The organism is Kitasatospora sp. NPDC092948, assembly GCF_044754805.1.
In the GTDB taxonomy this organism is placed as follows: Bacteria; Actinomycetota; Actinomycetes; order Streptomycetales; family Streptomycetaceae; genus Kitasatospora.
Genome location: NZ_JBIVPU010000001.1, coordinates 355939 through 368533, shown reverse-complemented (window position 1 = coordinate 368533; position 12595 = coordinate 355939). Strand labels below are relative to the sequence as shown.

The window sequence follows — 12595 nt, the reverse complement described above, 5'->3', positions numbered from 1 at the left end:
CAGCACAACGAACTTGACCAACTGTGCGGAGTGGCACGTCAGCGCCCGGACCGCCCCACGGTGCCAACCCCGGCGCCCCGGTCCGCGGCGCGACCGCGCACCTGCGGTTTCGTGGAAGGGACCCCGCACGTGAAGCGAAAGCCGACAGTCGGAGCCGTACTCTCCGCCGCCGTCCTGCTGGCCGGAGCCGTCCAGGTCGCCGCCGCCCCCGCACAGGCGGGCGTGCCGCCGGTCGGGCAGCAGCGCGGTGCCCTGCTCGCCCTGGCCGGGGCCGAGGCCGCCCCACTGGCCGAAGCACTCGCGCTGGGCGGCCAGGAGCGACTGATCGTCAAGGACGCGGTGCTGGACGCCAACGGCGACCGCCACCTGCGCTACGAACGCACCCTCGCCGGCCTGCCCGTCGTCAACGGTGACCTGATCGTGCACCAGCGGGCCGACGGCTCGATCACCTCCGTCGACCGGGCCTTCGACGGGCAGCTGTCGCTGCCGACCCTCACCCCGAGGCTCTCCGCCGACCAGGCCGCCGCAGCGGCGGCCGCCGGCCTGCGAGGAACAGCGCTCGCACAGGTCGGCGCCACCGGCGCGGCGCAGCTGGTGGTCTGGGCCGGCGGCGACACCCCGCACCTGGCCTACCGGACCCCGGTGGAGGGGGTGCGGGCCGACGGCACCCCCAGCCGGCAGCAGCTGATCACGGACGCGGCCACCGGCGCGGTGCTCGCCGACGACGAGGACCTCCGCACCGCGGCCGGCACCGGCACCGGCTTCCGTGTCGGGACCGTCCCCCTGACCACCACGCAGGCCTCCGGGACCTACCAGCTGAAGGACGCCACCCGGGGCAACCAGTACACCGTCGACGCGGGCCTCGGCGGCAGCCCGCTGTTCACCAGCGTCACCAACATCTGGGGCAACGGCCTCGCGTCCAACCGCCAGACCGCCGCCGTGGACGCCCAGTTCGCGGCGGGCGCGACCTGGGACTACTTCAAGAACACCTTCGGCCGCAACGGCATCAGGAACACCGGCGTCGGCATCAGCAGCCGCGTCCACTACAGCAACAACTTCATCAACCTCTTCTGGGACGACGCCTGCTTCTGCATGACCTACGGCGACGGCCCCGGCAACGCCAAGCCGATGACCGAACTGGACGCGGCCGCCCATGAGATGGTCCACGGCATCAACTCCGCCACCGCCAACCTGCCGTACAGCGGCGAGCCCGGCGGCCTGGACGAGGCCACCTCGGACATCTTCGGCACCATGGTCGAGTGGTACGCCAACCTGCCGGCCGACCCGCCGGACTACTGGATCGGCGAACAGCTCGACTTCAGCGGCAACGGCGTCCCGATCCGCTACCTGGACCAACCCTCCAGGGACCACAACTCGCCGGACTTCTGGTACCCGGGCATCGGCACCCTGGACCCGCACTACTCCTCGGGCCCCGCCAACCACTTCTTCTACCTGCTGTCCGAGGGCAGCGGCCCGCAGGTGATCAACGGCGTGAGCTACGACAGCCCGACGTACGACGGCTCGACGCTCACCGGCATCGGCCGGGACAAGGCCGCCGCGATCTGGTACCGGGCACTGAACCTCTACTTCCTGCCCACCACCACCTACGCGAGCGCCCGCAAGGCGACACTCAGGGCGACCCTCGACCTGTACGGCGCCCCGGAGTACGCCGCGGTGGCGGCGGCCTGGAAGGCCGTCAACGTCAACTAGGCCCTCTCGTCCGGCAGCCGGCCGGTCCCGGGCGCGAGGTCAGTCCCGGGACCGGCCGACCGCCTGCCACTCGCGCGGCGTCATCCCGTACGCCTCCCGGAACGCCCGTCCGAAGTGGCTGGAGTTGACGAAGCCCCAGCGCCGGGCGATCGCCGCGACACCGAGCTGTGCGGTCGTCGGCCGGCGCAGGTCCCGGCGGCACCGGTCCAGGCGCTGCGCCCGGATCCACGCCCCGACGGTCGTCCCCTCCTGCTGGAACAGCTTGTGCAGGAGCCGCAGCGAGACCTGGTTCGCCGCCGCGATGGCGGACGGCGACAGGTCCGGGTCCGGGAGGTGGTGCAGGATGTGGTCCTTGATCCGCGCCAGCGAGGCCGCACTGTGCGCCGACTGCGGTCTCGCCGCCCGCCCGCAGCGGTCGTCGACCAGCAGCGCCAGCAGGTCGAGCGCGGTCGCCGCGGCCCGCCGCCCGACCGCCTCGTCCAGCACCGGCGCCTCGCGGGCCATCCCGGCCAGGTAGGTCGCCACCAGTGCCGCACTGCCCTCGCCGGGGCCGAAGGCGATGGCGGTCAGATCCCGCAAGTCCCTTTCCTGAACGTCCAGTTCGGCGCGGGGGAAGTGGAACGACGTGAAGGCGAAGTCCTCCCCGAGGCGTTTGCGGAACATCCGCGACGCGTCGGTGATCGAGAACTCTCCGGGCCGGACGGACGTCTCCCGCCCGTCCTGCTCCTTGAGCGCGGTGCCGCGCTGCTGGAGCGTCAGGATCAGCGACCCGTCGCCGTCCCGGGCGGTCGGCCGCCCGCTCCGGGTCACCGTCTGCGGGCCGGCCTGCACCTGGAGGATCCGCACCGGGCCGAGCCGGTGGCCGACGATCGTCCCCGGCGACGGCTCGTCCTCCAGGAACTCCACCGCCATCGGCACGAACGCCCGGGACACGGCCTCACGCCAGCGCTCCGCACGATCGGCGGCGGACAACGGCTCCGCGGACAACGGACCTCCTCTTCCCGCGCCGGCCCCTCGGGAGTCGGCGCCGACATCACACCACCTCGGGGCCCGGCGGCCCAAAACGCCGAACGCCGAACGCCGAACGCCGAACGCCGAACGCCGAACGCCGAACGCCGAACGCCGAACGCCGAACGCCGAACGCCGAACGCCGACGGGAGCAGTGCCCCGCCGGCGCCCGGCTCACTCCTGTCGGTCCGTCAGAGCGCGGACACCCAGTACCGGTCGAACGTCATCGTCCCGTTGGCCGAGGCGCCGGCACGGGTGCCGGTCGTGGTGGTGGCCAGGGTGTACCAGGAGTCGACGTAGTCCGGGTCGTCGGTCCACCAGGACGACGGCATCGCGTCGATGATCGCGTTGACCAGCGGGATGTACGCGCCCTGGTCGGTGATGGTCAGCAGCGCCGCTGCGAGCGCCTTGGCCAGCGAGGAGTAGTTGGTGTCGCCGTCGTCCTCCATCATCACGACGTCGGCCAGGTTGTACTTGTACAGCGACCAGTTCACCAGGATCTGGTTCGGGTAGTACGTGGTGTTGGCGTAGTCCAGGTACGGCATCGTCACGGTGTCGACGCGCACCTTGCCGTCCAGACCGAAGCCGGTGACCAGGTCGAAGATCTCCGCGGCGCCCTTGAACCAGGGCTCCTTGACGTCCTTGACCGTGACCGAGGTGACCCGGGTGGTCCAGAAGCCGCCGGCCGCCGCAGCGGTGTTCGTCGGCGCGCTCGCCGGAGCCTGGAGGCCCGCGGCGGCGAGCTCCTGCTGGAGCACCTTCAGGCCGGCCTCGGTGGCCTTGTCGGTGTCGACGTCGACCAGGATGACCGGGCGGTCGGGGGCGTGGTCGGCGGCCAGGTCGTACGCCTTGCCGGTGCTGTCGTACGCGACCACCGCGGTGGCGTGGTCGTCCGACGGCGAGGACGCCACCAGCGGCTCCACACCGTCGGCGGCCGCGCCGACCAGCCGGACCCGGAGCAGCGAACCGGTGTCCGCGCCCAGGCCCTTGGCCTCGACGACCTGCCGGTCCGCCGTCGCGACGCGCTCGCCGAGACCGGCCGCGCCCTTCGTCGCCGAACCGGCGGTGAGGCCGTGCAGTCCGACCGCCCCGCCCTTGGCCAGCGCGCCGGAGACCTGGCGCTGCCACGCCTTGTCGGCCAGTGAGAGCGCGAGCGAGCGGGCCGTGCCGTCCTCGATGGAATCCACCGCCGAGACGCGCGTCGCGTGCCGCTGGGGGCCGGCGGCGACGGGCGCAGCGGACGCGAGGCCCGGGGCGGCGGTGACGGCGAGACCGGTCAGCGCGACGCCGGTCAGCACCGCGCGGAACCGTTGTGCAGAGTGCAGGGAGAACATGGGGGAGCCTCCACCTGAAGCGGCCGCCCGCCTTCCGGGCAGGCCATGGACGCCGGACCCGGGCCGGGTCCGGCGTGATGGTTCCTGGAGCGGGACCATGGTGGGGCATCAGGGATCTACGCGGATAGAGCCCAAGTGACCGACCAGTACGACCAGTGGTGAAGTGTCCGTAATGTTCACGCCAAATCGTGACCGTGTCTGCTCAAAATCTCCGTCCGCCTTCAGGACAGGTTCTGCTCGATCGCCGCCAGGTAGTTGCGCATGAAGTGGTCCCGGATGCCCTCGCCGGTGGGCGAGAACGCGTCGGCCGCCACCCCCTTCGCACGGTTGGCGAGGCCGCCGACGAGGCCGGCGCCGCTGTCGTGGATCCGGCCCTCGGAGTCGATCCAGCGCAGCGCGTCGACGTGGGTGAAGGCCGGCTCGGGGGGCAGCTGGGGGACGATGTCGTTGTTGTTGACGAAGCGGTAACTGCGCTGCTGGAAACCGTTGTTGTAAGCCGCGGCGAGCAGCCGGTCACAGGTCCGGGGCTGGCCGAAGGTGACCACGCCGTCGGCGCGGAGTTCGGGGTCCTCCAGGTAGAGCCGGGCGGCGGCCAGCATGGCGAGCGCGCCGCCGAGGCTGTGCCCGGTGAACCACACGGTCTGCCCGTTGGTGCGCAGCTCAGCGATGGTGTCGCGGACGGTCGGGAACACCGATCTCAGCGCCTCGGCGAAGCCGTAGTGCACGTAGCCGGTGTCGGCCGGGCCGGGCCAGGGCGGGGTGGTGCCGTCGGTGAGCCAGTCGCGGATCTCCTTGGGCTCGGTGCCGCGGAACGCGGTGATGATCATCCGGTCGCTGGCCGCCGTGTACGCCTGGGTGTCCTGGAGCGGGAACGGCGGGGTGAACGCGGTGGCGTGATGCCGGACCGTCGGGAAGCCCCAGTCGTGGGCCTGCCGCTCGACGGCGGCGTCGTCCTGGTAGGCGAGATCGGAGGCCCTCGCCAGCCAGTAGGCGTGCGGGAGGCTGTAGTCGGTGACGGTCTGGTCGGGTGCGGTGGGGACGGCCACGGGAGGTGGCTCCTTCCTCGGAATGCCGGTGTCGCCGACGAAAGCGCAGGTCGGCGACGGGGTGAGGGCGCCATCGTGCGTCGCGCGGGCGACCCCGGCCCGGCAATCCGGGGCCGGACACGGCGGCGCAGGGGGGCGCAGCAGGCGCACTCCACCGGCAGTCCACGCCCCCAGGGGCGCGCGGTCGGCGCGGTGGCTGTACCGGCGACGCCCCGGGCCCGGATGATGGGGGCGCTCGTCCACCCGTCGATCCGAGGAGACCCTTCCGTGTCCGAACTACCCTTGCCCGAGGCTGAGTTGTGGCTGCTGCTCGGCCCCACCGTGCTGAATTCCCCGGTCGCGAAACGGCTGGCCAGGGACTTCACCGAGGCGTTCGGAGCGCGGTTCGCGGTGGTGTCGACCGATCGGCTGCTGCTGGGCGTGACGGGCGGGAAGCTGGCCCTGTACGACCTGACGGGGCGTCCGGTCACGCCGCCCCGGCTCGCGGTGGTGCGGCTGGCGATGACGTCGCTGAGCAGCGATCGGGAGATCACCCTGCTGCGCCAACTCCAGGCGATGGGCACCGCGTTGATCAACCCGGCGGAGTCGATCCTGACCTGCGCCAACAAGTTCTGGCAGCTCCAGCAGCTCGCCGAGGCGGGCCTGCCCGTCCCCGACACCCGCACCTACACCGACACCCGGCCGGACCGGGCGCTGGTCGGGATCCCCGAGCCGTGCGTGGTGAAGGCGGTGCGCGGCAGCGGCGGCCACCGGGTGTTCCTGGCGCCGGACGCCGCGACGGTCGCCGATGTCCAGGGCAGCCTGCGCCCCGACGTGCCGTTCCTGTTCCAGCGCTACGTGCGGCACTCGCACGGCCGGGACCTGCGGGTGATCGTGGTCGACGGCCGCCCGGTGGCCACCGGGCTGCGCACCTCGTCCAACGGCCTGATGCAGTCGAACGTGACGCTCGGCGGCACCGTCGAGCCGTGCCCCGGCCGCTATCCGGCGGCGGAGCAGCTGGCGGTGCGGGCCGCCGAGCAGATCGGTCTGGTGCTGGCCGGCGTCGACCTGCTGTTCGAGGAGGACGGCACCTTCACGGTGTGCGAGGTGAACGCGAACGTCCGCTGGGGCGCGCGGGTCACGCAGGTGACAGATGCCTTGATCGCGGCCTGCGCCGACAGGTTGACCAGCCGTCAGATCCGGTAGGCCGCGACGTACCGGGCGGGGTCGCCGCGCAGCTCGCCGTCCCAGCGGGCCAGGGTCTGCTGGGCGAAGGTGCGGCCGGTGGCGACGATCTCGTCCAGCGGGTCGAGCCGGCCGGGCACGTGCGGGGGTTCCAGTCCGGCGGCGACCCGGGCGTCCAGGCCGGCCCGGGCCAGGCGCAGCAGTTCGACGGCGAGCGGGCGCACCGGGGTGTCGCCGAGGCGGGCGTCCAGGCCCCGGACGGGGAGTTCGGCCCGCGTGGCGCGGTGGTCGGCGGCGCTGTGCCGGGCGGTCAACTCCCAGGCGGCGTCGCAGGATTCGCGGTGGTAGCTGAGGCCGGTCCAGAGCGCGGGCAGCGCGCCGAGGTGGGGGTGGGGCGGGCCGTCGGCGCCGCGCAGTTCCAGGGTGCGGCGCACCCGGGTGTCGGTCCACAGCTGGTCGAGGTGGGCGGCCCAGCGCCGCGGGGCGTCGTCGAGGCCGTGCCGCAGCAGTTCGGCGAAGCTGCCGTCGGGGGCGCGGTGGTAGCGGCCGTCGGCGGTGCGGTAGTGGATCAGCGGGATGCCGAGCGCCCAGTCGACGACGTCCTCGGCGCCGACGTCGGACCGCAGGCCGGGCGGCAGCAGGCCGGTCCGGCGCGGGTCCATCCGCAGCCAGGCCCAGCAGCGGTGGGACAGCAGTCCGGACGGGCGGCCCTGGTGCAGCGGCGAGTTGACGAACAGGGCGGAGACCACGGGGGCGACGGCGGTCTGCATCCGCAGCTTCCTGGTGAGGTCCGCGGGGTCGAGGAAGTCGAGGGTGGCCTGGGTGGAGAGCGACAGCCCCATGATGTGCGGGGCGCGGGCCCCGGCCGGGCCGAGGTCGGCGAAGTACTGGCGCATCAGGGCGCCGCGCGACATCGGCACCCAGTCGACGTCGGCGAGCCGGCCGAAGGGCAGGTTGCCGCCGGGGACCAGGGCGAGTCCGAATCCGGCGGCCAGGTCGGCGAGCCGGGCCAGCGCGGCGCGGACGTCGTCCATGGTCTTGCCGACGCCGGGCCCGGGGAGGGAGGAGTACTCGATCTGCCCGCCGTGCTCCAGCGTGACGGTGCTGCCGTCGGGCAGCCGGACGCCCGCCAGGCAGTCGGCGTCCCACTGGGGTTCGCCGCCCCAGTGCCGAAGTACCGCTTCCAGCACGGCCCGTACGCCGCGCGGGCCGTGGTAGCGGGCGCCGATGCCGGTGGCCGGGTCGAGCAGGCCGCACTCGACCTCGACGCCGACCTGTTCGACGGTGTCCGCGGCGGGCGTCAGCGGGGCGAGCAGCTCGGCCCGGTCCATCAGGTGGCGCTCACGGGGGCGGCGGTGTCGGCCTGCCGGGCGTGTTCCAGCAGCAGGCCGACGGCGCCGAGCGCGGACTGGGCGGCGCCCTGGCACCAGGCGTGCGCGCCGGACAGGTGCTCGCCGGCGAAGAAGACCCGCGGCCGGTGCGCGGGGTGGGGCGCGCCGAGCACCGACAGGTAGCGGGTGTGCTCGCCGGGGGTGAGGTGGGCGAACGCGCCGCCGCCCATGCCGGTCTGCACGTCCCAGTTGCAGTGCACGATGTCGTCGACGTCGCCGGTGATGCCGGGGTGCAGCTGCTCCAGGCACTCCAGCACCAGGGCCTCCCGGTCGGCCTGCTCCAGTGCGGCGAACCGCCGCGCGTTGGCCCCCCACAGGTACGCGCCGAGCAGCGCGGCGGGTTCGGCGGAGCGCTGCCGGTCGGCGGCGTCCCAGCGGGGGGTGCCGGAGCCGTTGACGCCGCCGTCGGTGCGCACCGCGTTGTCGGACGGGTACCAGCACTGCTGGATCGGCAGGTCGGTGAAGCTGCCGCCGCCGTGGATGCCGTCCTCGATCTCCCAGCGGCGGCGCGTCACGTGCAGCACGGTCTTGGCGCTGGACGCGTAGCTGATGCCGCGCACGGCGTGGCGCTGTGCGTGCGGCAGGCCGGGGGTGACGGCGATCTGGTCGAGCGCGGGGGCGGGGATGCAGCAGACCACGAAGTCGGCGTCCTCGTCGAGCCGTCCGCCGATCCGCCGGCCGCGCACCCGGACGCCCTCGGCGCGCAGCGTGATCTCGTCGATCCGGGTGGACAGCCGCAGGGTGCCGGGGCGCAGCGCCCGGACGAAGGCGTGCACCAGGGCGTCCATGCCGTCGGCGAGTTCGACCTGGCCGCGGTGGAACAGGCCGAAGTAGTCGACCAGGACTTCCAGCAGCGAGGACTGCTCGTAGTGGGCGAGGCCGCTGGCGTGCCCGAACAGGTCCCAGGCGTCCTGGGAGAGGTGCTTGTGGACGAACTGCCACAGCGACACCGAGGCGGCGCGCTCCAGCGCCGGATCGTCCCAGTGGCCGGCGAGGGCGCGGCGCTGCTGTTCGACGCTGAGGGCCCGCCAGACGGGGGCGAGGATCCGGTCGAGCAGCGCGGAGGGGGTGTGGCGTTCGTCGGGGCGCAGCGCGAAGGCGGGGAACAGCGAGGAGACCTCGTCGACCCGGACCCGGCTGCCGCGCAGGTGGTAGTAGGCCCGCGGGTTGGCGTTGACGAAGGGCCGGGTGGCCAGCGCGAACCGTTCCACGTAGTGCAGCACGCAGTGGTGGTTGGCGGGGATCCGCATCGCGCCGAGGTCGGCGTGCGTGCCGTCCCAGAACCGGTGGGTGCGGATCCGCCCGCCGGGCCGGTTGCCGCGTTCGTACACCGTCACGTCGAAGCCGCGCTGCTGGAGCTCGTATGCGCACACCAGGCCGGCGATGCCGGCGCCGATCACGACCACGCGGCCGCCCGGGCCGGCGGTCGGGGTCAGCAGGGCGCGGGGGAACGCAAAACTGGTGTCGAACATCGGGACCCCTTACGGTGCGCGAACCGCGCGGCGCCCGGCCTCTGCTCGCACCCGTCGGTCGGCCGGACCTCACCGCGCCTCCCCGACACCGTCCCACCGCCCTGCCCGGTCCGCATCTGGGGCTCGGGACGGCCGGCCCCCCGTCCGGCCACGGCCCCGGATCAGGACCGGGGCGGGTCCGCCTGCCTGTGCTGGAGCCACCGGCCGGCCAGCGAGACGGCCACGGTGAGGGCCAGCGCCAGCAGGGCGTCGACGCGGGAGTCGGCGAGGACGATCATCACGGCGTACAGGCCGAGCAGGGCGAGCAGGACCGCCCAGGTCAGGCCGGGGAACAGCCAGACCGCGGTGCCCTCGACGGGTTTGCGGCCGTCGGCGCGGTCCTGGCGGCCGAGCACCAGGTGAGCGGCGGCGATGCCGATCCAGGTGACGTAGACGGTGTCGCCGGTGACGTCGACGAGGCGGCTGAAGGCGTCCGTCGGGTGGACCACTTCGAGCACCAGGCAGGCCGCGGCCAGTGCGGAGGTGAACAGGATCGCGGTGTGCGGGGCGCCGCGGCGGGAGATCCGGGCGAACAGCGCGGGCGCGTCCCGGTCGCGGGCCAGCGCGAACAGCATCCGGGAGCTCGCGTAGACCTGCGAGTTCATGGTGGAGAGCATCGCGGCGAACAGCACCACGTTGAGCACGGTGGACGCGCCGGGCATGCCGAGGTGGTCCAGGGTGGCGGCGAACGGGCTGTCGCCGACGGCGGCGCTGTTCCACGGGAGCAGCAGCACCACGACGGACAGCGAGCCGAGATAGAACACGGTGACGCGCCACAGGATGGTGCGGGTGCTCTTGCGGATCGCGGCGGCGGCGTCCTCGGCCTCACCGGCGGCGATGGTGACGATCTCGGTGCCGGAGAAGGAGAACATCGCGCCGGAGGTGGCGATGACGATCCCGCTGAATCCCATCGGCAGGAAGCCGCCCCGGCCGAGCAGGTTGTCGGCGCCGGGGGCGGGCGTGCCGGGCAGCAGGCCGGCCACGGCGACCAGGCCGACGCCGATGAACAGGGCGATCACGGCGACCTTCACCCAGACCACCCAGAACTCCATCTCGCCGTAGGCGCGGACGGAGCCGAGGTTGACGGCCGTCACCGCGGCGAGCATCAGCACGGCGATCAGCCAGACCGGCAGCGCGGGGATCCAGCCGTGCACGATCTTGCCGGCCGCGATGGACTCGATGCACATGCCGAGCGGCCAGCCGACCCAGTAGATCCAGCCGCTGGCGAAGCCGGCCCAGCGGCCGAACGCGAGGCGGCCGTACACGGCGAAGGCGCCGGTGTCGGGGCGGGTCACCGACATCTCGGCGAGCATCCGCATCACGACGATGACGATGGCGGCGGTCACCGCGTAGGCGATCAGTACGCCCGGGCCGGCCTGCTGGATGCTCACGCCGGAGCCGACGAACAGCCCGGCGCCGACCGCGCCACCGATGCTGATCATGGTCATGTGGCGGCTGAGCAGGCTCCGCGACAGCTGGGCCCCGCCGACGGCGACGGCCGTGTCATGGGCGCCCTCCGGCGGCCGGGCCCCTCCTGCGGCGGGGTGCTCTCCCACGTCGGAGTTCCCTCTTACGTCGAGGCTCTCTCTGACGCCCGGGGTCTCTCTTACGTCGCTCACGACGGCAGCTCCACTCCGTGCCGGACCTCCACCTGGTGCAGCAGCGCGCGGAACAGCGGCAGCCGCAGCTCCGCCAGGGGCTCCAGCGCCTCGGGGTGCCACTGGACGCCGACCGTCCAGGCCGCGTCCGGGTCGCCGACCAGCTCGATCGCCTCGACACAGCCGTCGTCGGCGCGCGCCGAGACGACCAGGCCCTCGCCGACCCGGTCCACCGCCTGGTGGTGCCCGGAGGCCACGGCGATCCGGTCGCGGCCGAACGCCTCGGCGGCCGCGCTGCCGGCCGCCAGCACGACCTCGTGGGTGGCCCACTCGACACCGGGCTCCGGGTTGTGCGGGACGTCGGTCGGCGCCATGTCCACGTGCAGGGTGCCGCCGCGGACGATGTTCAGCAGCTGCATGCCGCGGCAGATGCCGAGCATCGGGCGGCCGTTGTCCAGCGCGTACCGGACCACGGCCTCGTCGAGCCGGTCCTGCACCGGGTTGACGTCGTACAGCGACGGGTGCTTCGCGTCCTCTCCGTACCGGGCCGGGTCGACGTCGCCACCGCCGGGCACCACGAAGCCGGCGCAGTCGGCGAGCTGCTCGGCCGACGGGTCGCCCACGGCGTCCGGCTCCAGCAGCACGGGGCGGGCGCCGGCGGCCCGGACCAGGTTCACGACATCGTCGAAGATCCGGTTGGCCTCACCGATGCGGATGTCGGCGCCCGGAGCGTCGCCGTCGCTGAGGCGGACGGGTATCCCGATGAGGGGTTCCGGGTGATCGGTGGCGCTCATAGGCTCTCCCTGAACGGCTTGCGGATGAGATGTGAAATCTAGAAGATAGATTTCATGGATGGCAAGGGGTGGACCCAACACATCGAGCCGGTGCGTGCGGCGGGAGCGGCCGAAGCGATCGCGCGTCGGCTCGGCGAGCTGATCGGCGCACGGATCCTGGTCGGGGGTGACCGCCTGCCGCCGGAGAAGACGCTGGCCGAGCTGTTCGGCGTCGCCGTGATGACCGTCCGCCACTCGATGGCGGTGCTCCGCGAGGACGGCCTGATCGAGACCCGGCGCGGCCGCGGCGCGGGCACCTTCGTGGTCCCCGACATCCTCACCCGGATCGGCGAGTTGACCGCCCTGCACCCGTACACCCGGTCCGACATCGAGGAGCTGACGGCCTGGCGGATCGCGATCTCCGGCGAAGCATCGGCCCGCGCCGCGCTGCGCGCCTCCGACGCCGGACTGGCCCGGATGCGCGAACTGGAGGCCGCCGCCGACGCGGTCGTCGCCGACGCCGAGGCCTATCGCACCGCGGACGCCGGCCTGCACCTGTACATCGCCGAACTCTCCGGCTCCCGCCGGCTACTGGAGGCCGAACAGGGCATCCAGCACGAACTGACCCGGCTGCTCGCCGGCCACCCCGGCGGCACCGAATCGCGCAGCACCCCCTCCCAGCGCCACCGCGCCCTGGCCGGCGCGATCGAGGCCCGCGACCCGGCCCGCGCCCGCAAACAGTTCGCCATCCACGCCGCAGCCACGGCGGACCTCTGCCTGCCCTTCGTCCAGCAGCCCACCGAGTCCTGAACTCCCGCCGGGATCAAGCGACTTCGACCCGGCCGACACGCCCTCCCGACCCACGCCCGCAAACAGTCCGCCCTCCACACCGCAACCACCGCAGACCCCTACCCACCCTCCGCCAAGCAGCCCACCGAGCCCTGAACTCCCGCCGGGATCAAGCAACTTCGACCCGGCCGACACACCCTCCCGACCCACGCCCGCAAACAGTCCGCCCTCCACACCACAGCCACCGCAGACCCCTACCCACCCTCCGCCA

Annotated in this window: 10 protein-coding genes; 3 read left to right on the top strand and 7 right to left on the bottom strand. The window is 73.2% G+C overall.

Annotated features, from left to right (window positions below):
* Positions 1–129: 129 nt before the first annotated feature.
* The gene (locus ACIQF6_RS01320) at positions 130–1710 is read left to right on the top strand and encodes a M4 family metallopeptidase (RefSeq protein WP_400888596.1); all 1581 of its coding nucleotides are present in this window, start codon (positions 130–132) and stop codon (positions 1708–1710) included.
* A 39-nt stretch (positions 1711–1749) separates the two neighbouring features.
* Here the strand turns inward: ACIQF6_RS01320 and ACIQF6_RS01315 are convergent, their stop codons facing one another.
* The 3 genes from ACIQF6_RS01315 to ACIQF6_RS01305 all read right to left on the bottom strand — a co-directional run bounded on the left by ACIQF6_RS01315 (position 1750) and on the right by ACIQF6_RS01305 (position 5098).
* On the bottom strand, positions 1750–2697 hold the full coding sequence (locus ACIQF6_RS01315) for a helix-turn-helix domain-containing protein (protein ID WP_400888594.1): 948 nt from the start codon (positions 2695–2697) through the stop codon (positions 1750–1752).
* Positions 2698–2909: 212 nt separating this feature from the next.
* Positions 2910–4052, bottom strand: a complete 1143-nt coding sequence (locus ACIQF6_RS01310; RefSeq protein WP_400888592.1) for a DUF3103 family protein — start codon at positions 4050–4052, stop codon at positions 2910–2912.
* A gap of 221 nt (positions 4053–4273) precedes the next feature.
* Positions 4274–5098 carry a lipase family protein gene (locus tag ACIQF6_RS01305; protein ID WP_400888591.1) on the bottom strand — a complete coding sequence of 275 codons (825 nt, stop codon included), beginning with the start codon at positions 5096–5098 and terminating at the stop codon, positions 4274–4276.
* Between the two features lie 267 nt (positions 5099–5365).
* Between ACIQF6_RS01305 and ACIQF6_RS01300 the strand changes: the two genes are divergently transcribed.
* The gene (locus ACIQF6_RS01300) at positions 5366–6283 is read left to right on the top strand and encodes a RimK family alpha-L-glutamate ligase (protein WP_400888590.1); all 918 of its coding nucleotides are present in this window, start codon (positions 5366–5368) and stop codon (positions 6281–6283) included.
* On the opposite strand, the gene ACIQF6_RS01295 is transcribed toward ACIQF6_RS01300, so the two are convergent.
* From ACIQF6_RS01295 to ACIQF6_RS01280, 4 genes are all read right to left on the bottom strand, one after another.
* Positions 6271–7593, bottom strand: a complete 1323-nt coding sequence (locus tag ACIQF6_RS01295) for a glutamate-cysteine ligase family protein (RefSeq protein WP_400888588.1) — start codon at positions 7591–7593, stop codon at positions 6271–6273. The genes ACIQF6_RS01300 and ACIQF6_RS01295 overlap by 13 nt on opposite strands.
* Positions 7593–9125 (bottom strand): flavin monoamine oxidase family protein, encoded by a 1533-nt coding sequence (locus tag ACIQF6_RS01290; RefSeq protein WP_400888586.1) that lies wholly within the window; start codon positions 9123–9125, stop codon positions 7593–7595. Before ACIQF6_RS01290 ends, ACIQF6_RS01295 begins: the two co-directional genes overlap by 1 nt.
* Before the next feature lie 161 nt (positions 9126–9286).
* Entirely contained in the window at positions 9287–10720 is a 1434-nt protein-coding gene (locus tag ACIQF6_RS01285) for an amino acid permease (protein WP_400888584.1), read from the bottom strand.
* Between the two features lie 59 nt (positions 10721–10779).
* The gene (locus ACIQF6_RS01280) at positions 10780–11556 is read right to left on the bottom strand and encodes a gamma-glutamyl-gamma-aminobutyrate hydrolase family protein (protein WP_400888582.1); all 777 of its coding nucleotides are present in this window, start codon (positions 11554–11556) and stop codon (positions 10780–10782) included.
* Between the two features lie 54 nt (positions 11557–11610).
* On the opposite strand from ACIQF6_RS01280, the gene ACIQF6_RS01275 reads away from it, so the two are divergent.
* Positions 11611–12345: a FadR/GntR family transcriptional regulator gene (locus ACIQF6_RS01275; RefSeq protein ID WP_400888580.1), complete on the top strand. Its 735-nt coding sequence runs from the start codon at positions 11611–11613 to the stop codon at positions 12343–12345.
* Positions 12346–12595 lie beyond the last annotated feature (250 nt).